The sequence below is a fragment of the Alteromonas sp. 76-1 genome (assembly GCF_900654235.1).
In the GTDB taxonomy this organism is placed as follows: domain Bacteria; phylum Pseudomonadota; class Gammaproteobacteria; order Enterobacterales; family Alteromonadaceae; genus Alteromonas; species Alteromonas naphthalenivorans.
This window is the reverse complement of the sequence record NZ_LR136958.1, coordinates 1,736,419-1,762,544: the sequence shown is the minus strand read 5'-3', so window position 1 is coordinate 1,762,544 and position 26,126 is coordinate 1,736,419. Positions and strand designations below refer to the sequence as shown.

Genomic DNA, 26,126 nt, shown 5'->3' with positions numbered 1-26,126 from the left:
AAGTCTATACGTACGGCAACATGCGCTGAACCAATTTGGTATCAGAATCATGAACCAGTTTCTTGCCACGAAGGTGACGTTTACGCTTAGAGCTCTTCTTAGTCAAAATGTGACGTAAGTGAGACTGTTTGCTTTTAAAGCGGCCAGAACCCGTTTTCTTAAAACGTTTGGCGGCACCGCTTACAGTTTTCATTTTAGGCATTGCTAAAACTCCGCATTGTTAGTATCGACGCTGGGTATGCAGTTACCGGTTGTCGGTTAATGTTTAGCCGCAGGGTGTTTTGAGATTGCAGTACCTCAAAAACTTTTAGACCACTACGACTTCTTAGTTGGGGCTAGCACCATGATCATTTGGCGGCCTTCCACACGACGTGGGAAAGACTCGCACACAGCAATCTCTTCCAAATCCGCTTTAACACGGTTTAGAAGTTCAATACCGATCTCTTGGTGCGCCATTTCACGTCCGCGGAAACGGATCGTAACTTTGGCTTTATCACCACCTTCAAGAAAGCGACGCAGGTTGCGCAGTTTTACCTGGTAATCGCCTTCATCAGTGCCAGGGCGGAACTTAATCTCCTTGACCTGAATTTGCTTCTGTTTTTTCTTCTGCTCTTTTTGAGCTTTACTTTTTTCAAAGAGGAATTTGCCATAGTCCATAACTTTACAGACTGGCGGCTCAGCATTCGGACTGATTTCTACTAGATCAAGACTGGCTTCCTCAGCAAGTTTCGTCGCTTCTGCTAACGTCACAATGCCGGCTTGTTCACCGTCTTTGCCAATTAAGCGAACTTCTTTGGCTTTAATTTCATCGTTTATGCGGGCTTTGTCGCCCTGAGCCTTGTTATTAGCGCCTTTAATGTGCATTCCTCCAAACATTTAATTCTTCTGTTTGCTTACCATCTGGATAATGTTCAGTACTGGTAAGCAAACACCGTCGTGTAGTATACACGAAAACCCTCAAACTACTTAATGGTCTTTTCTGCCACTTCCTGATTTGCCATGGCAATAAAAGATTCCAGGCTCATTTTGCCTAGGTCGTCGCCACTGCGAGAGCGTACTGCTACTTCGCCAGCTTCCATCTCTTTATCACCTACTACTAGCATATACGGAACACGCTTGAGAGTGTGCTCGCGGATTTTAAAGCCAATCTTCTCATTTCTCAAGTCCGACTTTGCTCTAAATCCACTTTTTTGCAGTTTTTTTACACATTCCTGTGCATATTCGCCTTGGCTATCGGTAATATTTAGAATTACCACCTGCTGAGGGGCTAACCACAGCGGGAAAAAGCCAGCGAACTCTTCTGTAAGAATACCGATAAATCTTTCTAATGAACCTAAAATAGCTCTGTGAATCATAACAGGCACTTTACGTTCGCCGTCTTCAGCTACGTAAGTTGAACCTAAACGACCCGGCATAGAGAAATCTAGCTGAACCGTTCCACACTGCCATGCCCTATTTAGGCAATCGTGCAATGTGAATTCAATTTTAGGGCCATAAAACGCACCTTCACCTGGCTGATATTCAAATTCAATATCGTTGGCTTTAAGTGCTTCGGCTAATGCCGCTTCTGATTTATCCCAAATTTCGTCACTGCCTACGCGCTTTTCAGGGCGAGTAGATAGTTTAACCGCTACTTTGTCAAAACCAAATGCTGCATAAGTCTCATACACCATCTTTATACAGCCACTTACTTCTTCTAGGATCTGTTCTTCGGTACAAAAAATATGAGCGTCGTCTTGGGTAAACCCACGAACACGCATTAAACCGTGTAGTGCACCAGAAGGTTCGTTACGGTGACAGCAACCAAACTCAGCCATACGCAACGGAAGGTCACGGTAAGACTTCAAGCCTTGGTTAAATATTTGAACGTGGCCTGGGCAGTTCATTGGCTTAATAGCATATTCACGCTTTTCTGATTCGGTAGTGAACATGTTTTCGGCGTACTTTTCCCAGTGACCCGATTTTTCCCACAACGAACGGTCCATCATTAATGGGCCTTTTACTTCGTCGTAAGTGTAGTCGCGTAACTTTTCACGCACGAACTTTTCAAGCTCGGTGTAAATAGACCAACCATCGTTGTGCCAAAACACCATGCCCGGCGCTTCTTCTTGCCAATGGAACAAGTTCAACGCTTTACCAATTTTACGGTGGTCGCGCTTTTCAGCTTCTTCTAGGCGCTGCAAGTATGCTTTAAGTTGCTTTTTGTCTGCCCACGCGGTGCCGTAAATACGTTGCAACATTTTATTGTCGCTGTCGCCGCGCCAGTATGCACCGGCGACTTTCATAAGCTTAAAGTTTTGGCAGAATTTCATGTTAGGCACGTGAGGGCCACGGCACATGTCTACGTATTCTTCGTGATGGTATAACCCTGGGCGATCATCATGACTGATGTTCTCGTCTAGAATTTCCATTTTATAAGTTTCGCCGCGAGCTTCGAATGCATCACGAGCTTCTTGCCAGCTAACTTTGTTTTTAACCACGTTATAGTTAGTTTTAGCTAGCTGAAGCATACGCTTTTCAAGCTTTTGGATATCTTCCTGAGTAAGGCTCTCTTCCATATCAACATCGTAGTAAAAACCGTTGTCGATAGTAGGGCCAATCGCCATTTTGGTGTTTGGCCAAAGTTGCTTAATAGCATGGCCTAACAAATGCGCGCAGCTGTGACGAAGAATTTCTAAGCCTGCTTCGTCTTTAGCGGTAATGATTTGTAGTTGAGCGTCTGACTCAATAAGGTCAACTGCGTCTACCAATTCGCCATTCACTTTACCCGCAATGGTCGCTTTCGCTAAACCTGGGCCGATATCGTTGGCAACATCTAATACAGAAACTGATTGGTCGAAAGCGCGCTGGCTTCCATCAGGAAGGGTAATTACTGGCATGATATATCCTTTACAGTGGTGACGCCTACTCTGCGCCACTTGCATCTTTAATTATAAAAACACTCATTTTGGTGTTTACGCGTCGTTGTTATATTCATTACATAAGCTGAAAGTGCTATATAAACCATATAAGCCTTATAACCGTTTACTCTTTGCCAACACGCATACTTGGGTTGGCGGTATAAACAATTATCGATGGGCGATTATAACGGCTGTAAACACACATGCAATGGGCAAGCGTATTTTCGGTGCCTTGCGGGCTATATTTTGTGCGTACGGGGTATAAACAACACGTGAAATATTCCACCAGCGGCTGCAAAGCTTACTTATTCTTATCTTTAAATTGTTGGAAATGCTGTCAAACTTGTGCAATCAAACTTATGTAAACACGCTTATGCGAACAGACTTACGTGAACGAGCTTTTGCAAGCGGGCTTTCGCGAACGGGCTTTTGCAAACAAGCTAGGCCAAAAGTAACACCGAGCAAAAAGTTACACCGAATAAAAAGTTACACCGAATAAAAAGTTACGCTGAATAAAAAACCGAACAATGGAGTAGTGCCTGCCAATGCCTAACGAACCAAAATTTGCCAACAACACTATGGATGAAGCCGCGAATGCAGACATGGCTACCGAATTAGCGCTTGAAGAAAATTCGCCGGTAGCGCTCATAACCGGCGCAGCGAAACGCATTGGTGCCACCATGGCGAAAACCCTTCATAGTGCAGGTTATCGTGTAATTATACATTACGGCCATTCAGCAGAAGACGCGAAGGCATTGGTGAATTCATTAAATGCCAAACGGCCTAATAGTGCTATTTGCTTACAGGCAGACTTGTGTAAGTTAGAGGATATTACTCGCCTAGCTGAACAAGCCACTGCACCAGACGCTTTTTCGCTGGGCAGTAACACAGTGCATGCCGACTCAAATGTGAAAGCCGGCTCAAATGTGAAAGCTATGGGCCGCATTGATGTACTAATTAATAACGCATCTAGCTTTTACCCTACTCCCCTTGGCGACATTTCTTCCAATGACTGGCAAGCATTAGTGGGCAGCAACGTACAAGGCCCTTTGTTTTTATCGCAAGCGTTATGGCCTACTTTAAAAGCAAGCAACGGCTGTATTATCAATATGGTTGATATGCACATAGACCGCCCACTACCGCACCATACGGTGTACGGCCTTGCTAAAACGGCGTTGGCGTCTATTACCCGTTCACTGGCGGTTGAAATGGCACCCGAGGTGCGAGTAAATGGTATTGCACCAGGCGCCATATTGTGGCCTGAAAGAGAATTGGAGCACGACCAAAAGCAACGATTACTCGATAGCATTCCATTGGGTGGGCTTGGCTCGCCTGAAGATATAGCAAACACCGCAACATTCTTAATTTCAGCTAATTATATTACGGGGCAAGTTATTTATGTGGATGGTGGCCGAAGCCTACACACGAATGCGTCGGCATAAGTACGTTAATGAAGCGAACCGCTACGCTGCAAACGTGATTGCTGGAAAAACCATGCGGCTAGTTAGTGTTGTAATGACGGTTAGCTTATTACAAGGGTGCTTTGGTGCGCCTAGCATTGATGACACCATGGATGAGTACACCACCCGTTTGTCTAGGGTGCTGGATAAGCCTTTAACACAAGAGGCTTTTTCTCAAGAAGCTTTGCCAGACAGCACATTGGTGGCGGCAAGCAATATCGCCCTGCCTTCTCACACCTACCCAACACTTGCTGAACTTGGCAATAACGTGAACCCGTTGAATATTAATATACGAGAGTTCTACGCCATACAAGATTGCGAACTTGGCCGAATAGTGGCTGAAAGAAACACGGCCTTGGGTAAAACACAGTTACCTTCACAGCGTTTACAGTACGAGCATCGCCTATTGAACGTATTGGCTAATTGCGAAGCTAGGTTACAGGCCGCCGATAACCCCATTGCTAGTACCGTGGCGGAATGGCGTAAACAAAAGCAAGCTCAATATCAAAGCGTATGGGCAAATGTAGTGCAAACCAGTACTGAGATGAAACTAGGGCTAAGCATGGCGGGGGCGCCATTACAGGCAAGTGAAAATAAAGATGCTAAGGCAACGGTTAATGCGCTTAACTTCATTAATGGTTTAGCAGAAACGTTTAAGCAAAAAAATGCTGTGGATGCATACGTAGAAGCTAGCACTAACAACAATGGCGAGCTTGAACAACAATTACAAATTATTGCGTCTTCTCGGCTTCCCGCAAAGTTGTGGCAAACACAAACTGTATTGAATAACCGTTTAGCGTTACTGAACCAAGTATTAGCACCTGCGCTTAACAACGTGAAGTGCGAAAACGGAATAGACAGCGACAAAGCCACTATTTTACGAAATGTGTTTTACTTGTACTTTATAGAAGAAATTCAGCCCGTTGCGAGTACGCTTAATAGTTACCACTATCAGCTACAGCCTTTATGGGAACAATGGGCCGGAAACACTGCATTGAGCGCCCCATTTAAAGCGCACATACGCACCCACGCCGTTGATAACTTCACGCAATACAGTGCCACAATGAAAGCCCATGTTACGTTGTGGCAAAACTTTCTAGGTCGCTGCAATTTATCGCCAACTGCGCCTTAGTTAACATCAGGCGGCTGACTGTTTCATCACTCAACGTAGCGTGCTCACTCATATCTGCTGCAAGCTAAAGAATATTTTCACCGCTTTCAGGATCGCGGGCTTTCTTCGCTTGCTCTCTAATATCTTCTGCTTCACTGCTAACGTCTTCGTTGTTATTTTCATGTTCAAGCGCTGAGTTAGCACTGCTGCGAGCTGTATCTGCCTTAGCTGTATCTGATTGAGTTGCAGATGCTGGCGCTCTACTTTCTTCCGACTCACCCGCTATTTCTACCGCTGATTTATTGTTAGTCGCTAACGGGAAATTATTACTTTCGGAGATGGGTTTATTAAGCGATGTGAAACCGCTGGTATCATCAGCGGTATCTTCTTTGCTTACGGATTGATTAGACACTATGGCTAACCCATTAGGAAATACACGTTCGCGAGCATCGTCAGGCATACTAATATTTTCTTCAGTGAATCGGCCTACAATTTGACGCATAAGCAACGACGACATTTTAAGCACGCTGGTGTCTTCAACGTTCACCCAAAAATACACTTTTAAATTGTAGGTCGATGCCCCTAAATTATCGATTAACACTTGGGGTTCCGGATCTTTAAGCACCTTTGCATGGCTTGATATTATCTCGACTGCCAAATTCTGTGCGTTGCGAATATCGGCATCGTACCCTACTCCCAATACAAAATGCCCACGCATGAGTGGGTTCGCAGTAAGGTTTTTAATTACCCCCTTGTAAATTGTCGCGTTGGGAATTTGAATATGATTACCGTCGAAATCGACCATGGTAGTGGCACGAGACGTTACTTTTTGAATAATGCCCGTAAACTCGTTTATTTCAACAATATCGCCTATTCGAAACGGCCTTTGAATAGTAAGCAATAAACTAGAAATAAAGTTTTCGGCAATATCACGAAAGGCAAAACCAAGAATTAACCCTACTACGCCGGTTCCGCTTATTACCGCTACCGCAAAGCCGGTTAAGCCTGCCATAAATAGGAATAAATACACACCTAGCAGCATAATAACCAAGCTAATCGAGCGTTGCGCTACCGACTTGATTAAGGGCGTTAACGAAGAAAAAGAAAATGGCTTAAGTAGTAATCGGGACAGCGGGCCGGCTGCAATAATAAACAACGCCATAATAAGCAAACCCACACCAAGGCCGGGTAATCGGTATAAAAAGCCATGCCATAAATCTAACAGCACCGACTGAGCTTCTGAAAGGTTTTCTACTCCAGAAGAAGGCGCAAGGGTATCTGCGGCCAACAAAGCTGTGGGCAATATGTTTGTTAGAATGAAATTTGTTACGTCGAGCTTTGCTAGGGAGAAATCAACTAGGTTAAAAAAAGCCGTTAAAGAATTGATGATGCCCACCTTCGCTCCTTGAAATGAGGTTAATTACCACGGGTGCAGCCTAACAATATGACCATCCCACGCTAACTGCTAACTGCTAACTGCTAACTGTTAGCAGTTAAATAATACAAGCTGCTATAATTATATATATGATACGCACAGGTTCATGAACAGGTTTACGCTCTGATATAAAATCTGGCTTAAGCTTAAATATAGGCTTGAATATAGACCCAGATATAAACTCAGATACAGCCTTTGAAACCGTTTTTACTCAAGCTTTACACAATCACTATCTCTCATTGGTGGTCGTATAGGTTATCGCGTTGATTAACGTATTAGCCTAAACCTAACCGCTACTTGGCCTTTGCTTTTTACTCAGGCTAAGGGCCAGCCACTACCAAATATGAGCCTAAGCCAATGGTAAATAGGAAACTTCCCCAAATAGCATGTTCTATTACCACAATGGGTGTTGAATTTGTTTGCATGTAGCGATAGCCAAATATTGCGCCACCACACCAAGATATAACCACTGCCACCCAGTTCCCGTAAATCAGATGCGCTAAACCAAACACAAAGGTACTTATAATCCAGCGTGCGTTACGTGAAGGTAAAATGCGTTTATAGCGGTGGAAAAAGAAGGTTCTAAAAATGATTTCTTGCGGAATAACCGACACCACAGGATACACCAACAAAGTGACTACCCACATCCATGGCTCGTTAATCGGCCAGTGCAAAAACAACTCGGGTTTAACTAAGTAAACGCACAGCGCAAGCAAACTTGCCCATGGTAAAAAGAACTTAAGGGTACTTTTTAAATGAGGCCCATAATCTTCCCAATGCCATAAACGAATTCGTTGGAATTGCTTATCGGCTAACAGCACACTTAAACAAAACAAACACACTATAGCTAAAATAGGCATAAGCCAGTCGGCGACGTGGTTAATCCAGTAAAGCACGGCAATGGGCAGTACAACGAACAAAATGACCAATTCAGACCACAGCTTTACCACGAAGAACCCCTACTTAATTGCAAAATGATGACAGAAATATGAACTATAAAAGATAATGAAATTATAGTGCCAATTCGCTTAGAAGTCTTACACTGCGGCGTTATACATTAGACGTAAATTAGTAAGTCACGAAAAATCAGCGAGTTTTTGAAGTTCTGGCGGTAGAATAAAATGTGAGAATGGAACATGATGATGCATAACTAAGGTACAAGGGTGGCCGTTTGCTTATTTACAGGCAAGAAAGCGGTAACTTTGTATGTATAAATAACACGCAAATAAGCACTATTGCTGAAATATTTTCCTTCAGGGTAATGTTGTTATTTGCTAAAAAGCATCAATATAGTTGCCAATCCAAAAGAACGCGACACACACTGAGCAGTTGAAGATTATTCCTTATGGCCCAAAATTCGAATGATGTTATTAAGCAAATAGAGAAGCATTACGCATCTTTATCGCCATCAGGCCAAACTATTGCTCAGTATTTACAGCGTAACCCTATTGCGGTTGTTACCCAATCAACCTCTCATATTGCTCAACAAACCAACACATCGAAAGCTACGGTAAGTCGCTTTTTTCGTCAGCTTGGTTTTGAGTCGCATCAAGAAGCAAAAAATACCTTGCTTACCTTACGCGAACAGGGCGTGCCTATTAGCCCTGGCACCACTGCGGTTCTGCAGCATGAGCAAGAACTCAATAATATTTCGCAAACTTTCGACAATATTGATATTGCCACCCTTACTGCTATTGCTGAAAAGCTGGCAAACGCGCAACAAATTACCCTTATCGGGTTTAGAAACGCTTACCCATTAGCGCTGCATTTTCGCCAGCAACTTAAGCAAATTCGTACCTCGGTAAGGCTTTTGCCTCAACCAGGCCAAACGTTAGGGGAAGATTTAGTCGATTTGGGTGAAGATGATGTTGTGGTATTGTTTGGGTTTCGCAGGCGCACTCGGCAGTTCAAGCATGTGTTAAATACGCTTTCTCATTGCCAAACTATTTTAATCACCGACCCTACCGGGCAAGTATACCGAGATAACGTAAAGCATTTATTGGTGTGTCATTTAGGCAATCATTTAAGTTCGCAGGTAGATAATTACACGCCATTCGACAGTTACGCAGCTCCAATGAGCTTGGTTTCTACCCTGTGTAACTTTACGTATTCTGCCTTAGGAAACAGTGCATCGGAACGTGTTGAGGCCATTACTAGCCTGTATGGCGACCTTGATGAATTAGAGCCTTCCGAGCGAAAGTAGTATGTGAAGTAACACTTAAAGTATCATTAACTGCTTTTATTTAGAGAATGTTTAAGCAAGAATAGAAGATCGAATAAGTCGTTAAGCACGTATAACCATTCGTGTTGCCACCCGAGATGCAAACAAACACGCGCCGTTCTCCCGTAAGTAAGGCAACCAAGCATTTGATGTTGGAGTTGAAATGGATAAATCCCACCTTGTTATAGAAGAGTCTAGCAGAGTTTTAGCATTTTGGTTTAATGAACTCACCCCTTCACAGTGGTTTACTCAAGATTCTGCCCTTGATCGCACTATTGCATCGCAATTTTTAAACTTGCACCGCGCTGCATCACAAGGTGAACTATGGCCCTGGCGAGCAACGCCTACAGGTCGGTTAGCGGAAATTCTTTTGCTTGATCAGTTTTCACGAAATATATACCGAGACACGCCCCACGCTTTCTCGCAAGATCCTATGGCCCTGGTATTAGCCCAAGAGGCGGTTAGTGTTGAGGCTGACAAAACCCTTACCCCCCAGCAATGTATATTTTTGTACATGCCTTTTATGCACAGCGAATCATTGGCTATCCACGATATTGCGCTTCAACTTTTTGCGGTTCCTGGTTTAGAACAACAATATGAATATGAGTTGAAACACGTGAACATTATTAAGCAATTTGGGCGATATCCGCACCGAAACTTGGTGTTGGGCAGAACCAGTACAAAAGAAGAAGAAGCGTTTCTTTTGAAGCCTGGCAGTCGGTTTTAATACGAACACAGCTTCGCCCTTGTACTGGTTGTTCACCCACCTCTCGCATTGCCTGTAGTTGGGTTATTGAAAACACTTCATAAACTACGTCACAAAAGATAAGCCACAAAAGATACGCCATTAAAGATACGCCCCAAAAGCTAAGCCACATAAACTAAACCACATAACTAACCTACAAAAACAAAGCATATCACACGCCAGTAACAAACGTTTCACTTGACAACAAAGAGAAACGATTGTTTCATGGAGGTATATTTACAACTATTGCGAATGTGCCGTGTCTTCTCCTTTTGTTTCGATTCCTGCTGATAATAAAGTCAACGCCAAAAGCGCTTCAGATTCTGAACCCAATTCTGTAGCAGCGAATGCTTCACCAGCTTTCGAATTAACAGGCCATGCTCTGAAAGGCTATGCTTTAGCGGTAAAAGACTTATTTCATATTGAAGGGCTACCAACCGCAGCGGGTAACCCCGATTGGTTGGCCACACACCCTGTACCAACGGCCACCAATAGCACAGTTGAAAAATTACTTGATGCAGGCGCTACCTTCAAAGGTAAAACCATTACCGATGAACTCGCTTATAGCTTACACGGTCAAAATAAACATTATCCGCAACTAGTAAACCCCGTTGCACCTGCGCACATCCCTGGGGGTTCATCTTCAGGTTCGGCCGTTGCGGTGTCGGCACATTTAGCTGACATTGGTTTAGGTACAGACACAGGCGGCTCTATTCGTGTTCCTGCGAGTTATCAAGGGTTATGGGGGCTACGCACCACGCACAATGCTATACCGTGTGACAACATGGTGGCGTTGGCACCGTCTTTCGACACCATAGGTTGGCTGACCCGCGATCTCGACACCCTAGAAAAAGTGAGCCACGTTTGTTTAGCCGATGCTTCGCAGGAAGCGCTATTTAATACTGCAGACGAAGCTAACGACATCACAGTACGAATTGGTGCTGTTCAGCATTTGCTGCAAAGCGCGAAACACGGCGCTTTGGCCACAAAATGGCTTGAAACACTTAATGAAAAAGCGGATAGCGACAAAGCGGGTTTTACTATTACCCCTATTACCGAAAACGAATTGGATTTATCGGCACTGAACACTGCCGCGACATTTCGCGTATTACAAGGTGCTGAAATTTGGCAACAACATGGCCAGTGGATAACCGATACATCCCCTGACATTGCCAACGATATTATGCTTCGATTAGATTGGTGTGAAACGATTTCTGAACAAGAAGTTGATGACGCCAAGAAGCAACAAGTGGCGTTTCAAGAATACATAAACAGCTTATTTAAAACTGTAGACGTATTGTTGATACCCACTACCCCCGGCATTGCACCACGGTGCGATGCTGACGAAGAAACATTAGCGAACGATAGGAATGCCCTGCTGGCGCTTACCTCAATTGCAGGTTTAGCAGAGCTTCCACAAATTCATATGCCGCTATTTACCCTACAAAATGCCCCGTGTGGTTTATCACTGGTAGGCAAAAAAGGCAGCGATCTTGCACTCATTAAGCTAGCGAAAGCACTGACAGCAAATTAATTGGTCATACTAGGCTTACTGAATATACAAGGTTGCATTGGCCAAATAACAAATGGATAAAAAAAGACAATGAGTGAAAAGCATAACGTAGGCTTTACAGCCCCTCACTTTGCGGCATCGCAAGTGGGTTTGAATATTTTAGAAAAAGGCGGCACCGCAATTGAAGCTATGGTGGCCGCTGCTGCGTCTATTGCCGTTGAATACCCTCACATGAATGGTATGGGCGGTGACGGATTTTGGCTAATTAGTGAACCTGGCAAAGCCCCTATTGGCATTGATGCCTCGGGCATTGCCGCATTAGGTGCTACTCCTGAATTTTACAAAGACGAAAGTGCCATTCCAAGCCGAGGCGGAAAATCAGCCTTAACGATGGCCGGTGCTGTTGCAGGTTGGAATGAAGCGTTAAAAATAAGTCACCAGTGGCAAGATGGCTTATCGCTTAATACGCTGTTTGATACTGCGATTAGCCAGGCTAATTGGGGTATTGAGGTGACGCAAAGCTTGGTAGATGCCAGCAATAAAACCTTTGACGATTTAGCCGGCGACCCGAATTTCGACCAGTTTTTAATAAAGGGCAAAGCACTTAAGAAAGGCAAAATTCTTAAACTGACGGCGTTGTCTAAAACACTTAGCCACTTGGCAAAAGCAGGGCTTGATGATTTTTATCATGGCGAACTAGCTAGCAAACTGGCTACCGACTTAGAAGCCGCTGGTTCACCTATTCGTATTGAAGATTTTAATCAATACAAAGCGCAAATTGTCGAGCCGCTTTCGGTCACCACTAGCAAAGGCACTTTGTATAACTTGCCTGCGCCTACCCAAGGTGTGGCGTCGTTAATTATTTTAGCGCTGTACGACAAAGTGCAGCATTTAGGCTCTACCGATGCTGACATGGTGCACTTGTTAATTGAATGCACCAAACAAGCGTTTATTGCGCGAAATGCAAACGTTACCGACCCATCACGCACGCCTGTTGATTTGTCTAGCTTATTAACCGATGAATCGTTAGATGAAATGGTTAAACACATTTCGGTAGAAAAAGCACAACCGTGGCCGCACGTGGCGAAACCTGGCGATACCATTTGGATGGGTGCGTGTGACAGCGAAGGCCGAATGGTAAGTTACATTCAATCTCTTTATTGGGAGTTTGGTTCAGGCATTGTTAGCCCGCAAACCGGCATTGTGTGGAATAACCGAGGAACGTCTTTCTCGTTAGATCCAAACAGCAACCAATATCTAAAACCTGGGTTGAAACCGTTTCATACGCTTAACCCTGCGTTTGCAGATTTAGCCGATGGACGACGCATGAGTTACGGCACCATGGGCGGTGAAGGTCAGCCACAAACACAAGCTGCCTTATTTGCTCGTCATATTTATCACAACCAGCCTATTGATAAAGCCATTGCTCTTGGCCGCTGGTTATTAGGCCGTACTTGGGGTGATGAGAGCAACAACTTAAAAGCCGAGCGTGACTTAGCCGAGTATGTAGGTGAAAGCCTTATTGCCCGAGGCCACGAAATGGTGACTGTCGACCCTTGTAACGAATTAATGGGCCACGCTGGCGCGGTTATTCGCACGCCTACTGGCACAGTAAGCGCAGCAAGCGACCCTCGCAGCGACGGTAAAGCGTTTACTGATAAGGTGTAACGCCGCGATAAATTTACATTCTAGGTTTAATCAAACGATAACATCTAGCAGCAACATTACCCCAAGCCGCTTTATCGGTGTGTTGCTTTTGGCTTGTTTTTAAAGGACGTCCACCCCTTTTAAGATAAGCCAGAGCAACCCACCATAATTTCATTGGGCATACATGTATTAGCAAGCACACATTCACAACGAGATCTTTAATTTATGCAGTTTTTACTCGATAACATGACGGTAATTTTATCGTTAATTGGTACCGGCGTGTTCGCCGGATTACTGGCTGGCCTATTAGGTGTAGGCGGCGGTATTGTTATAGTGCCGGTGCTGTTTTTCTTATTTCAAGCACTAGGGGTATCGGCTGAAAGCGCCATGGTGATTGCAACTGCAACATCGCTAGCCACTATTGTGCCTACGTCTATTAGCTCTATTCGCGCCCACCACAGCAAAGGCAACGTAGACTTTGCCCTATTAAAGGCTTGGGCTGTGTTTATCTTAATTGGCGTATTAGCAGGTAGTTACTTGGTAACGGTACTGGACGCTAACTTCCTAACGCTAATGTTTGGTGTTATTGCCACGCTATCTGCTATTAACATGCTAGTTGGTAAAAAAGATGCCTTGTTTAATGGCCTACCAGGTCGTGTTGGACAGTCTATTATGGCAGCATGCATTGGCTTTTTTAGTTCCATGGTTGGCATTGGTGGCGGCACCCTTACCGTCCCTACCCTTACCTTTTGTAACTACCCTGCGCACAGAGCAGTAGGTACAGCAGCCGCTGTTGGCCTAATTATTTCGCTGCCTGCTGCTATTACTCTGTTATTTGTGGGCACTACGCCTGTTGATGCGCCGTTTGCTACCTACGGTTACGTCAACCTTCTTGGTTTCGCATGTATTGTTCCGCTAACGGTAATTTTTGCGCCAATTGGTGCAGGCATTGCCAATAAGCTAGACGCTGGTCTGCTTAAGAAAATATTCGCTGTTGTTCTCATCATTACTGGCCTGCGCATGCTTGCGCAGGTGTTTATCTAGGAGCCTATTATGACTGGTTTTGCACCATTAACACCTCCACCACGCCTTTTAATGGGCCCAGGCCCTATTAACTGCTATCCGCGTGTATTGTCGGCCATGTCTACGCAGCTAGTAGGCCAATACGACCCTGTAATGACAGGCTACATGAACGAAACCATGGCGCTGTACCGCACGCTATTTAACACTGAAAACCAACAAACTATGTTGATTGATGGTACGTCGCGGGCAGGTATTGAAGCGGTGTTAGTGTCGGCTATCGAGCCGGGCGACAAAGTACTCGTGCCTATTTTCGGGCGTTTTGGCCACCTGTTGGCTGAAATTGCAGAGCGCGCCGATGCAGAAGTTCACACTATTGAAGTGCCTTGGGGTGAAGTATTTAAGCCCGAGCAAATAGAAGCGGCCATTAAAAAAGTACAGCCTAAATTATTAGCCATAGTACAAGGCGATACTTCTACCACTATGTTTCAGCCTCTTGAAGACATTGGGGCTATTTGTGAAGCGAACGACGTGTTGTTCTATTGCGATGCAACCGCATCGGTAGGTGGTAACCCGTTAGAAGTAGACAAGTGGAAGCTAGATGCAGTATCAGTGGGTTTGCAGAAATGCTTAGGCGGCCCTTCAGGCAGTGCACCCATTACCATGAGCCAAAAGTTTGTTGATGTGGTGCGTACTCGCCATCACGTTGAAGCCGGTATTCGCGATGCACATCACGAAAGTGCCCGTGGCCCGAAAATTCGCTCTAACTATTTCGACCTTGGTATGATTATGGATTACTGGGGTGACGAACGCTTAAATCACCATACCGAAGCCGCAACCATGCTTTATTGCGCCCGTGAATGCGCTATTTTGCACCTTGAAGAAGGCCAGCAAAATGTGATTGCACGCCATAAAGTGGCAGGCGATGCCATGCTTGCAGGTGTACAAGCTTTAGGGCTTACACCATTTGGCGACCTTGCTAACAAAATGAGCAACGTAGTGGGTGTGGTTATTCCTGATGGCGTACACGGCGAACAAGTACGTGAAGATTTGCTGCTACGTTTCAACATTGAAATTGGCACCAGCTTTGGCCCGCTAAAAGGGAAAATTTGGCGAATAGGCACTATGGGTTATAACGCGCGCCAAGATGCGGTGCTGCATACCCTGCAATCGCTAGAAACCGTGTTACGCAAACAAGGTATGTCGTTACCGGCTGGTGCTGGCGTAGACGCCGCACTTGCTGTGTACTCGGGAGCCATGAATGTCTGAGTTTTCTGATGCGGCCGCGCTAGTAATGGCGCGCTGCGAAGCACTAGGTTCGCTAAGCCAAAACCCAAGCTGTTTAGACAGGCGCTATTTAACCGAACAACACAAACTGGCCAATCAGCTAACGTCCGGCTGGATGATAGAAGCCGGTATGACAACCTGGCAAGACAGCGTAGGTAACATTTGGGGCCGCTATACATCAGCCGTTCCTAACGCGCCTCGCTTGATTATTGGCAGCCATTTAGACACGGTGCCAAATGGCGGTAAATACGATGGCATGCTTGGTGTAGTTGCACCGGTAACGCTAATGGCCATGTTCAGCGGCGAAGGTCGACAGTTCCCTTTTCATATCGATATTGTTGGCTTTTGTGACGAAGAAGGCACCCGCTTTGGTACTACCCTATTAGGTAGCCGTGCGTTAACGGGCAAGTGGCAAGACGAGTGGCGCAGGCTAAAAGACGAAGATGGTATTTCGCTAGAAGATGCGATGAAACACTTTGGACTGGATTTTGATGCCATTAACAGCGCCACCATTGCACAAACTGACTTGCTGGGTTACTTAGAACTGCATATTGAGCAAGGCCCAGTGTTAGAGCAAGAGAACTTACCTGTAGGTGTAGTAAATGCTATTGCTGGTGCGAAACGCTTTTCGTTAACGGTTACCGGTATGGCAGGACACGCGGGTACTGTGCCTATGTCGATGCGCCACGATGCCTTATGCGCCAGCGCCGAAATGATTTTAGCGGTAGAGTCTATTAGTCAGCAACGCCCAGGCGTTGTGGCTACCGTGGGTAAAATTGAGAACGCGCCCAATGGCGTGAATGTGATTTCTGGCCGATGCCAGTTCTCTTTAGATATTCGAAGTGAAGAAGACCCATTGAGAGATGCCGCATTGGCAGAGATTTTGCAAAAAATCAACGACATTGCCGTGTTGCGCAATGTGGAATTGAAGATAGAGCAAACACACAGTGCGCCAGCGGTTCATTGTGATAGTGCACTACAAAATACATTGCTTAAAGGTGTAACTGAAGCAGGCATAGTACCCAAAGTACTGGCCTCGGGTGCAGGGCATGATGCCATGGCAATGGCTGAAATATGCCCAGTTGCTATGTTATTCACACGCTGTAAAGGTGGCATTAGTCACCATCCGGCTGAGTCTATCACCACAGAAGATGTTGCCGCGAGCTTAGCGGTAATGCACCACAGTCTTAGTACGTTAAAGTACTAAGGCTTAGTTCCTGCCTACGCTAGGTTCACGTTTAAGCATTATTCGTTAAATGATAAGAAACAGGTATAAGTAAGATGAAGATAGCAAGGATATATAACGACGATGAAGGCAAGAGCCACTTTGGTGAAATTGATATTCCACTGAAAGATGGCGGACCTATTGGGCTTTTATCAGAAAAGTTTGGCGCCGATAAAATTATCTTTAGGGAAACCCCTGCGGACTATGACTTTAAATGGCACCCTGCGCCAGCACGCCAACTTCTATTTATCTTAAAAGGCCGCGCAGAGTTTACGGTTTCTAACGGTGAGCGCCATGTATTTGGTTCTGGTGATGTTATCTTGTTAGAAGATACTGAAGGTGAAGGTCACTGCTCAAAAGCCATGTACAACGAAGTGCGTCACTCCATCTTTGTTACGCTAGATGAAGGTGTTGAATTTTAATTACTTTCATCGCCTTGCTGTTAATTTGAGCGCGTCATATTGGCGCGCTTTTCGTTTTAGAGCACCAACTTGGTGCGCTGCACCTTTACACTTTTTTCTTCCCACCTTTCTTCTAATTAAAAATAGCTGTTAATCATTAAGTTAACCTTCTTGCAGGACGTAGACTAAGTGGTCAGCTTCTTGCAAAAACCCGCATTATAATTTTAATACTGCTGTAGTACTCATGCGTTTGCGACTTACCTTTTTGCCTTTCTATCTTGTTGTATTTATCTCTCTTACCAGTTTTGCTTATAAAAGTGTTGCCGCATCCAGTGCCGTAGCCAATTCCTCATCTTCTACTTCTGTTTCTACTTCGTTATCTTTTTCTATGCCGTTGTGGTTTGAGGGCTTCAAAAAAACAGCAACACCACAACAGATGTATCAATTTTTACACGCCATGCCAAAAGGCGGTGATTTACATCATCACTTGTCAGGTTCAGGATTTAGTGAATGGTGGTACGAACTGGCAGCCGATCCTACAAAAAATGGTGGGTATAGCTATTACACTCAGGTAAGTATCAAACCATGTCATTCAGACCCACAAAGTGCATTACGCTTTCATACCATTAGCGAAACGACCTGGGCTAAATTACCCCCGTGCATTCAGAAAAATTACACTGAATTAGGCTTACTTGATAACAATTCAAAACGCGAGTTTATGGATAGTATTCGCTTACATACGGCGTCGGAAGGACGAGAAGAATTCTTTTCTACCCATTGGCAACGGTTAAACGAATTAACCGCTAATCCCACGTTAGTGTCAAAAATATTGCTACGTAACATGCAAGCTTACCAAAAGGAAAATCTGCAATATTTGGAAACCCAAGTGAATATGCGTTACGCAAAAAAACCTGACGGCAGTTTGTATACCCCAGATGAAGCCTTAGCAATTTACACCGACGTACTTGCTAGCAAAGAAGCAAAAGCCACTGGCGTAACCGTTCGATTCCAGTATGCCTTAGTGCGCTTTCTACCCGACGCAGAGGCTCAGCTAGAGTGGATTTATAACTTTGTTGATAGCCACAGGGATATTTATGTAGGCATTAACTTGGTTGGCAGAGAAGATGATATAAATGGGCAACCGAAACGGTTTGCATCAACACTTCGTAAGCTTCGTGCTAACTACCCTAAAATTTTATTGGCCTTTCACGCTGGCGAGTCAGAAACTGCCGATTCGAATGTGCGTGACACTTTGTTGCTTGGTTCACAGCGCATTGGGCACGGGTTAAATACCATTTTCGACCCAGATACGCTATTGCTAATGAGAAACAGCCAGTACCTTATCGAAATTAACCTTATTTCAAACTTGCTGCTTGAATATGTGCCAAGCTTCGATACCCACCCCTTTCCAGAATATTTGCGAACAGGTATTCCTACCGCGCTATCTACCGATGACAGAGGCATGTTCGACTCCACATTAACCGATGAGTTTTATATCGCGGTAACCGAATTCAACTTAAGTTGGGAAGAAGTACTCACATTAGGCACCAACAGTTTGCAGTACAGCTTTTTACAACCAAATGTGAAAGCGCAGCAACTTACTTTATTTCATCAACGTGTTGCTGAATTTGAAACTCAGGTGGCATCAGAAACTGTGCCTACCACTCCCCCAACGTTTCGTGCATTCATCTGTAAATTTGAAAGCGAACTGTGCAGCGGCAATAAGGATTAATCATGCAAGAACAACATCAAGATTTACTCTATAGCCTGCACGACAAACCCAATGCGGTAGCGTGCTTAACCGCTGCGCTTCAGCACATGCTGGCGAGCTTTATTGGCGTGATAACGCCTACATTAATTATTTCTGCCACCCTCGGGCTGACAGAGCACACCGCTTACCTTATTTGCATGGCGCTTTTTGTTAGTGGTGTGGGCACCTTTATTCAAACTAAAAAATTTGGGCCAGTAGGCAGTGGCTTAGTGGCCATTCAGGGCACCAGCTTTGCATTCATCAGTGCGTTGCTATTGGCTGGCATGAAGGTAAAAAATGAAGGTGGCAGTAGCGAAGAAATTTTATCACTTCTTTTTGGCCTTACATTGGCGGGCGCCTTGGTTGAGGTGGTGTTTAGTTTATTTGTTACACAACTTAAACGCATTATCACACCATTGACTACTGGCATTGTTATTACTGCCATTGGCTTATCACTGATTAATGTTGGAATGACAGATTTAGCAGGTGGGTTTAATGCTGAATCATTCGCAAGCTTAGATAATTTAGGCTTAGGAGTAAGCGTTTTACTTATTATTGTATTTTTGAACGCGTCGAATAATCATTGGGTAAGGCTATCGGCTATATTTATAGGCATGACCTTGGGTACCGCCTATGTGTGGTTTACTAAAGGATTAGACTTTTCCCACTTAAATGATTTACCCGCTATTGCCGTTCCCCAGCCTTTTGCGTTTGGTATTAGCTTCGACATTACCTTGTTTTTACCTATCGCACTTATCTACTTGTTTACCGCTATTGAAACCGCAGGCGACTTAACCGCGAATAGCTTGTTTTGCAAAGAGCCCGTGTCAGGCCCACTTTACCTATCGCGTATAAAAGGTGGCATTTTAGGTGACGGACTTAACTCTATGATTGCGGGCGCCTTTAACACATTTCCCAATACCACCTTTGGCCAAAACAACGGCGTTATTCAACTAACGGGTATTGCGAGTAGAAAAGTAGGTTTCTTCGTGGCGGGCATGTTTGTATTTGTTGGTTTGTTCCCTGCGGTTGGCGGAGTGCTGCAAGCTATACCTAAGCCCGTGTTGGGCGGCGCAACGTTGGTTATGTTTGCCATGGTGGCCGTGGGTGGTCTGAAGCTACTTGCCAGCTACGCGTTAGATAGAAGAAGCAGCTTAATCACCGCGTGTGCGTTAGGGATGAGCATTGGTGTAATGATGGTGCCCAGCGCATTATCACAATTACCCACTTGGCTTGAAAACGTTTTACTTTCACCGGTTACCTCTGCGGGTTTAACCGCTATCATTTTAGATCTCACCCTACCCAGTCCACCGCAAAAAACTTCCAGCACGGCGTCAAAGACCCAAGGTGAAGTGTAAAGAGCGAAATTGGTGCAATACTCACGCTAAATATCACAATGCTGGTGCAGAGAGCCACCAGCATTGTGACACTTCACAATAAAATAACATTATCTATTTTCACTACTCTAAAAAAGTTCAATAAAATCATAAATTTAATTTTATTTAATTTCCTGACCAACTGGACAAGAAGCTGGCACTCATTGTGCTTTTATCCAGACAGAAAAATAAAAAAGTATAAAAGGCCTTTTAAAAGGTTATTAAAAATAGAGGAAACCATGATTAACACTACATTCAAGCTTAACCCACTAGCCCGTGCGCTAGCATTCGGTCTGACATTGTCAGTGCCTTCAATCGCACTTGCACAAGAGGCTGAATCTGCGCCGAAAGACGCTGACGTTGAAAAAATTGAAGTAACAGGCTCTCTGGGCAGTTTGCCTGGCCAAGATGTTGAATCAGTTTTTGGTTTTGGAAAATCAATTCTTGAAACACCGCGTTCTGCATCAACGATTTCTCAAGAACAAATGGAGCGTTTTAACGTTTCAGATATTGATGAACTAGTGGCATTTGCACCTGGTACATTTACCCAATCATTCTTTGGTGTTGCAGGATCACTTGATGTACGTGGTACACCTGGTGAAACCTATTTCCGCGGCGTTAAACGCCTAGATAACCCAGGTAACTACCCTACGCCAATTGGTGCTTCAAGCCGAATTGATATTGTTCGTGGTCCAGCGTCTCCTATTTATGGCCCGTCTAAGATTGGTGGTTACTTAAACTTTAACCCTAAATCTGCTCGAGCTTCTTCTGGTCAGTATTTAGAAAAGCCTGAAGGCGCAATTTCTTACACTACGGGTTCGTGGGATAAGAGCGTACTAACGGCAGAGGTTGGTGGTCCAGCACAAGTTGGCGACAAAACAGTAGGTTACTACCTGTACGGTGAAGTTGAAAACTCAGATAGCTATTATGAAAATACGCAAACTGACCAAACTATTCTACAAGCCGCTTTCAACATAGATATTACTGATAACCTACGTGTTGAATTTGGTGGTATGTACCACGATTACGATGGTAACCAAGTTGCTGGTTGGAACCGTTTAACACAAGATCTAATTGACGACGGTACGTATATTACAGGTACTGCACAACCGCTTGATACAGACGGTGACGGCTCAATTAGTCACGAAGAATATGGCGCCGTAAACATTGCGGGTAACAGCTTCTTCTACGTGCCTGGTGCTGCATTTACCGATGATGAAGCGACCGCCCTAATGGCACTTGAAAACGTAGGTACTACTACCCTAAGCGGTAGCCAAGTATTGGTTGCACCAGATGACCAATTGGGTAACGAAGCGATTACTTTCTACTTCGATACCATCTATTACGCAGACAACTGGGAAATTCGTAACCAGTTCTTCTACGATTCATACGATAACATCAACGAAAATGCGTACGGCTTCTCTCAATTCCACGATAGCTGGGTAATTGAAGATAAGATTGTTTTCGCTACCGAATATGAAAACGACAGCTTGTTAGCACAATTTCAAATTTCACCGTCAATTCGTTACACCGACTTTTTACACGGTGATGACTTTACGTACGAGTACTTTAACCGTCGTGATTTAACAATGCCGTCATCTGCACTAGACAAGCGTTTGCTTTCTACTCGTTCAGGCAAGAATTTTGATAACTACGATGAAGGTAACTACCTTGATTTAGGTATTGGTGCCATGACCGACCTTACGTGGGATTGGGGCTTAAACCTTGTACTTGGTGTACGTTACGACACCATTGATATTGAAAGTACTTCACGTACTGACCTACTACTTGGCGCAACAGGTGATGAAACACCAGCGTACGCTGAAGACACAGTAGGCGGTTGGTCTTGGAATACCAGTATTTCTTACGAACTTCCGTTTGGCCTAATTCCTTACATCACTGCTGCTGAGCAAGCCACTATTATTGCGGGTCAAGGTGCTGAAATTGGTGTTGGCCAACTAGAAGACGGTGCTTTCGATACGTCTGAGTTGTTCGAGTTTGGTATTAAAGGTTCATTGCTAGACGATACCCTTTACTTTGCACTTTCATCATTTGAAATGGAAAGAACCGACTTTAGCAGCCAAAACACGGTTACTAACAACACCACGAATAACAAAGGTACTGAATTTGAACTTCGTTGGGTTGTTAACGAAAACTTAGTGATGTCTGCAGGCTACACTAACATTAAAGTTATCAACCTTACTGCACTTGAAAACGAGGGCCAGTTTGGTTTCCTTGGTGCTGAAGACTTAACAAGTCTTACCGATCCTTCACTAATCTTTGGTGGTAATGTAATCGGCATAAACTCAGTTGGTGACGGCTTCGCTAACTCTGATGCACGTAAAGCAGGTATTCCTGAAAATGTGTACACAGTAACGGCAACTTACGACTTCCAAAACGGTTATGCGGCTAACCTGAGCGTAGTTGACGTTGAAGAAGTGGCTTCTGGCTTCTCTGCTTCGGTAATGCTTCCAGCGTACACACTAGTGAATGCAGGTGTTTCTTATCAGGCAGATGACTGGTCTGTTAACTTTACTGTTAAGAACTTAACTGATGAGCGTTATTTCCGCGCCAACTTCCCTGACTTGTTTGGTAGCCAGGTTGTACTACCTGAATTACCACGTCATTGGAGCGCGAAGTTCGCCTATAAGTTTTAAGACGCTGTCTTAACGCTGTTGTAAAAATAAACGTTATAAAGGTAAATCTACCCTCGTAGATTTACCTTTTTTTATACCTAAGAGGACAATTATTAATGCGCTATTTTGCTAATGCTATTCTCGCCCTTTCTTTCTTTGCTTCTGCTGGGCACTGCGCTGACACAACCGACACTTCCCCCATCGAGATAAAAGCCGTTGTGGTTGCCATGTTTGAAATTGGTGAAGACGAAGGCGACAAACCTGGTGAGTTCCAACTTTGGAAAAAAGGCCAAAAGCTTTCAACCCGCTATGCCCTGCCCCATGCTCACCATGATATTTTTGTTAATGAAGAAACTGGTGTATTAGGTATTGTAACGGGTATGGGTATCGCTCGCGCATCAGCCGCTATTATGGCACTCGGCTTAGATCCTAGATTTGACTTAACGCATGCTTATTGGCTTGTAGCCGGCATTGCAGGTATGGATCCTGCTGACGGCACTATTGGTTCTGCGGTATGGACTGACTATGTAGTTGACGGCGACCTTGCCCATCAAATTGATGCACGTGAAATTCCAGGTGACTGGAAAACGGGCTACTTCCCGCTTTTCACCCACTCTCCTTATGCTAACGCAGCATCGGTAAATCCAGAAAAAGCCCCTAACGGTGAAGTTTATATTTTAAATGCGAGTTTAAGAGATTGGGCGTTTAATCTTACTAAAGATACTGCGCTACCTAATACCCCTGCTATGGATAAACTGCGAGCGACTTATACGGGATTCCCTAATGCGCTTTCTGCTCCAGCGGTTATGACGGGGTCACATTTATCGGCATCTACATTCTGGCACGGCAAATTACTTAATGACTGGGCAAACGATTGGGTGGGCTATTGGACGCAAAGCAAGGGTAACTTTGTGACTTCAGGCATGGAAGATTCAGCCACACTACAAGCGCTTACTTACCTAGACAATGCTAACTTGGTTGATAAAGACCGTGTTCTTATTCTTCGCACTGCCAGTAACTTTACTATGCAGCCAGCAGGGCTAACGGCAGCTAAGAACTTAGAACTAGAAAGCTCTGGCGAAGGCTACGCGGCACTTCAGTCTGCTGTAGAGGCTGCCTATGCTGTAGGGTCGGTGGTGATTGAGGAAATTACGACAAACTGGGATACGGTTAAAAACGAATTACCTGTTAAGCAGTAGTAAAACTGCAATTACAAGCCATTTGTGACAGCGGGCTTCCGCTGTCACTGATGTATTGCAAATGACTTACTAAGCAGTACTTTCTTAAGTTCTAACGTAACATTGCGTTGATCGACGGGTTTACACAAAAACGCTGACATTCCCGCCTCTTTACATGCTTCTCTGTCTTCTTCAGACGTATTAGCCGTTACTGCTACGATACTACCTTGACTGCGTATCAACCCTTCTTCAAGTATGATTTTTGTGGCAGATACACCATCGAGCACCGGCATTGCACAATCCATGAAGATAAGATCGTAGTCTTTTTCTCTGGCCTTTTGTATTGCCACTTCACCGTCTTCAGCTTCATCGGCAATAAAGTTGTATTTTTCCAACATGGAAGCAAGCACAATGCGGTTAATGTCATTATCGTCCACCACCAGAATAGATAATGGAATAGTGAGTAAACTTGATGATAAAGCATCATCGTGGTCAAGCAGCCCCTGCTTAACATCCGTCAGGGTGACAGGAAGCACAATATCAAAGTTAGTACCTACATGCATTTCAGAGCGGAAATCTATCTCGCCATCCATTGTATCAACTAACTGCTTTACGATAGACAGTCCTAACCCTGTTCCACTGCCTTTAATGGCCGATTGATTTTTCCCTTGTATAAAAGGAGTGAATAACGAAGCTTTCGTTGCCTGATCCATTCCTTCACCAGTGTCTTCTATGGAAATTAGCAAATTAGGTACATTGAACGCTTCTTTAAGTGTTAAGTGTATAGAAATATGCCCTCGGGACGTAAACTTAATGGCGTTGTGTAATAGTTTGGAGATGATCTGTCCTATTCGATTGGCATCACCATTTATATAGGTATTTTCAGGGAACGAGAGAACCGCGAATAACCGAAGGCCTTTTTCTTTGCACAAGGGTTTAAATACATCAATTAATTCTTCTGCCATTGCCCGCACGCAGAAGTCATTTTTCTTCAGTACAAGCTCACCACTGGAAATTTCTGTGTAGTCTAAAACATCGTCTATAAGCATCAATAAACGGTCGGCGCTTTTCAGCGCCAAATCAGTTTTTCGCTCTCGAATATTCACTCGCTGCTCAAACTTTATGGCCTGTAACATGCCCGTAATACCATTAAGCGGCGTTCTTAGTTCGTGACTGATACGAGATAACAAGTTACCCCGTTCTTTAAAGGCCGCTTCTACTTCTTTCTGTCTTGCTTCAAGTTCCAGGCGAAGCTTTACTGCCTTATCAACATTTTGAAACGTACCGAAAAGCCGAACACATTGGCCTTCATACATTTCAGCCATACCGTGATTTTCTACCCACATATGGTTTCCCTTTGCAGTTATGATCTGCAAGGTAACGCTCCATGGTTCGCCAGTTTCTATACCGTGATTAACTAACCTTGTTATTTCATCACGATCTGCACCCTCTTTATAAAACTCGATAGCAGAGCCAAGCTCTGGGGCGTAGTTTTGAGGCACTTCATGGATAACGCGGGTTTGAGAAGACCAGAAAAGCGCATTTCCAACGATATCAACTTCCCACACACCAATATTTGCCACTGACTGTAGTTTTTCAAATAACTCGGCATGTTTAAGTGAATTGTCGTCGGCTCCACGTTCTTTTTGTAAAACGCTTTCCAGCCAGTTATCGAGCAACGATAACTTTTCTCTATCGTAGGAAAAATCGATATCTTCTATGCTGTTTACCAGTATTAACACAACGTGGTAGTGACCAACACGGTGAATACGGCCAATAATAAAGTCTTCCGCCGATAAATTTTGCTTTGCCCATAGTTTAACCTCAGTGCAGCTTTCTAACTGACTGGAAGGAAGTGAGTCAATATCAACAGGAAAAGGGGGTAGTAGGTATTTATTAGGCGCTAGAGAGGCGGCGGCTTTAGCGATAACGTCTATATGCTCACCCGTAACGTGCAAGAGTAAGCCTTGCTGCATGGATAATATGTCACAACCAGATTTAAGTACTTTTTCAAAGTTAAGTACCGTTGATGAAACGGAAATAGGGTACTGTTCTTTACTATCGAATTGTTGAGACATAGCAAACCGCCATTAAAATCAAGAAGCCCTCTAAGGGAGAGAGGAGCTACTACAGCTTTTACACTGCTCCATTAAGGCAATAATAGTGGTTTTAGAAAAGAAAAAAAATTAAACAATAGGCTATTATTCTAAGGGAGAAGCCG

20 protein-coding genes are annotated in these 26,126 nt (G+C 44.4%); 14 read left to right on the top strand and 6 right to left on the bottom strand.

Annotated elements, in window-relative coordinates; genetic code table 11:
* Nucleotides 1-4: 4 nt before the first annotated feature.
* The 3 genes from rpmI to thrS all read right to left on the bottom strand — a co-directional run bounded on the left by rpmI (nucleotide 5) and on the right by thrS (nucleotide 2,879).
* Nucleotides 5-202 (bottom strand): 50S ribosomal protein L35, encoded by a 198-nt coding sequence (rpmI, locus tag ALT761_RS07460; RefSeq protein WP_012518091.1) that lies wholly within the window; start codon nucleotides 200-202, stop codon nucleotides 5-7.
* A gap of 113 nt (nucleotides 203-315) precedes the next feature.
* Nucleotides 316-864: a translation initiation factor IF-3 gene (infC, locus tag ALT761_RS07455; protein WP_126873690.1), complete on the bottom strand. Its 549-nt coding sequence runs from the start codon at nucleotides 862-864 to the stop codon at nucleotides 316-318.
* Between the two features lie 98 nt (nucleotides 865-962).
* Nucleotides 963-2,879, bottom strand: a complete 1,917-nt coding sequence (gene thrS / locus ALT761_RS07450) for a threonine--tRNA ligase (protein WP_013784594.1) — start codon at nucleotides 2,877-2,879, stop codon at nucleotides 963-965.
* A 623-nt stretch (nucleotides 2,880-3,502) separates the two neighbouring features.
* Between thrS and ALT761_RS07445 the strand changes: the two genes are divergently transcribed.
* Both ALT761_RS07445 and ALT761_RS07440 read left to right on the top strand, forming a co-directional pair.
* The gene (locus ALT761_RS07445; protein ID WP_129740586.1) at nucleotides 3,503-4,342 is read left to right on the top strand and encodes an SDR family oxidoreductase; all 840 of its coding nucleotides are present in this window, start codon (nucleotides 3,503-3,505) and stop codon (nucleotides 4,340-4,342) included.
* Nucleotides 4,299-5,492, top strand: coding sequence for a DUF3080 family protein (locus ALT761_RS07440; RefSeq protein ID WP_232043558.1), 1,194 nt, complete (start codon nucleotides 4,299-4,301; stop codon nucleotides 5,490-5,492). Before ALT761_RS07445 ends, ALT761_RS07440 begins: the two co-directional genes overlap by 44 nt.
* Before the next feature lie 64 nt (nucleotides 5,493-5,556).
* On the opposite strand, the gene ALT761_RS07435 is transcribed toward ALT761_RS07440, so the two are convergent.
* Nucleotides 5,557-6,762 carry a mechanosensitive ion channel family protein gene (locus ALT761_RS07435; protein WP_442858145.1) on the bottom strand — a complete coding sequence of 402 codons (1,206 nt, stop codon included), beginning with the start codon at nucleotides 6,760-6,762 and terminating at the stop codon, nucleotides 5,557-5,559.
* Nucleotides 6,763-7,226: 464 nt separating this feature from the next.
* Nucleotides 7,227-7,856: a CPBP family intramembrane glutamic endopeptidase gene (locus ALT761_RS07430; protein WP_126873667.1), complete on the bottom strand. Its 630-nt coding sequence runs from the start codon at nucleotides 7,854-7,856 to the stop codon at nucleotides 7,227-7,229.
* Between the two features lie 395 nt (nucleotides 7,857-8,251).
* On the opposite strand from ALT761_RS07430, the gene ALT761_RS07425 reads away from it, so the two are divergent.
* From ALT761_RS07425 to ALT761_RS07370, 12 genes are all read left to right on the top strand, one after another.
* Nucleotides 8,252-9,109 carry a MurR/RpiR family transcriptional regulator gene (locus ALT761_RS07425; RefSeq protein WP_129737674.1) on the top strand — a complete coding sequence of 286 codons (858 nt, stop codon included), beginning with the start codon at nucleotides 8,252-8,254 and terminating at the stop codon, nucleotides 9,107-9,109.
* A 181-nt stretch (nucleotides 9,110-9,290) separates the two neighbouring features.
* A complete protein-coding gene (locus ALT761_RS07420) occupies nucleotides 9,291-9,854 on the top strand; it encodes a DUF924 family protein (protein ID WP_129737672.1) in 564 nt (187 codons plus the stop codon).
* A 277-nt stretch (nucleotides 9,855-10,131) separates the two neighbouring features.
* Nucleotides 10,132-11,406 (top strand): amidase, encoded by a 1,275-nt coding sequence (locus ALT761_RS07415; RefSeq protein WP_129737670.1) that lies wholly within the window; start codon nucleotides 10,132-10,134, stop codon nucleotides 11,404-11,406.
* A 69-nt stretch (nucleotides 11,407-11,475) separates the two neighbouring features.
* Nucleotides 11,476-13,053 (top strand): gamma-glutamyltransferase family protein, encoded by a 1,578-nt coding sequence (locus ALT761_RS07410; RefSeq protein ID WP_129737668.1) that lies wholly within the window; start codon nucleotides 11,476-11,478, stop codon nucleotides 13,051-13,053.
* Nucleotides 13,054-13,257: 204 nt separating this feature from the next.
* Nucleotides 13,258-14,076: a sulfite exporter TauE/SafE family protein gene (locus tag ALT761_RS07405; protein WP_129737666.1), complete on the top strand. Its 819-nt coding sequence runs from the start codon at nucleotides 13,258-13,260 to the stop codon at nucleotides 14,074-14,076.
* A gap of 9 nt (nucleotides 14,077-14,085) precedes the next feature.
* A complete protein-coding gene (locus ALT761_RS07400; protein WP_057792580.1) occupies nucleotides 14,086-15,321 on the top strand; it encodes a pyridoxal-phosphate-dependent aminotransferase family protein in 1,236 nt (411 codons plus the stop codon).
* A complete protein-coding gene (locus ALT761_RS07395; RefSeq protein WP_129737664.1) occupies nucleotides 15,314-16,546 on the top strand; it encodes an allantoate amidohydrolase in 1,233 nt (410 codons plus the stop codon). The genes ALT761_RS07400 and ALT761_RS07395 overlap by 8 nt, the downstream gene beginning before the upstream one ends.
* A gap of 74 nt (nucleotides 16,547-16,620) precedes the next feature.
* Nucleotides 16,621-16,986: an AraC family ligand binding domain-containing protein gene (locus tag ALT761_RS07390; protein WP_013784606.1), complete on the top strand. Its 366-nt coding sequence runs from the start codon at nucleotides 16,621-16,623 to the stop codon at nucleotides 16,984-16,986.
* A 223-nt stretch (nucleotides 16,987-17,209) separates the two neighbouring features.
* Nucleotides 17,210-18,697, top strand: a complete 1,488-nt coding sequence (locus ALT761_RS07385) for an adenosine deaminase family protein (protein ID WP_129737662.1) — start codon at nucleotides 17,210-17,212, stop codon at nucleotides 18,695-18,697.
* 2 nt (nucleotides 18,698-18,699) lie between these two features.
* On the top strand, nucleotides 18,700-20,073 hold the full coding sequence (locus ALT761_RS07380; protein ID WP_129737660.1) for a uracil-xanthine permease family protein: 1,374 nt from the start codon (nucleotides 18,700-18,702) through the stop codon (nucleotides 20,071-20,073).
* Between the two features lie 257 nt (nucleotides 20,074-20,330).
* A complete protein-coding gene (locus ALT761_RS07375; protein WP_129737658.1) occupies nucleotides 20,331-22,748 on the top strand; it encodes a TonB-dependent siderophore receptor in 2,418 nt (805 codons plus the stop codon).
* Between the two features lie 95 nt (nucleotides 22,749-22,843).
* On the top strand, nucleotides 22,844-23,926 hold the full coding sequence (locus tag ALT761_RS07370) for a purine nucleoside permease (RefSeq protein WP_129737656.1): 1,083 nt from the start codon (nucleotides 22,844-22,846) through the stop codon (nucleotides 23,924-23,926).
* A gap of 44 nt (nucleotides 23,927-23,970) precedes the next feature.
* On the opposite strand, the gene ALT761_RS07365 is transcribed toward ALT761_RS07370, so the two are convergent.
* Entirely contained in the window at nucleotides 23,971-25,983 is a 2,013-nt protein-coding gene (locus ALT761_RS07365) for a hybrid sensor histidine kinase/response regulator (protein ID WP_129737654.1), read from the bottom strand.
* Between the last annotated feature and the right edge of the window lie 143 nt (nucleotides 25,984-26,126).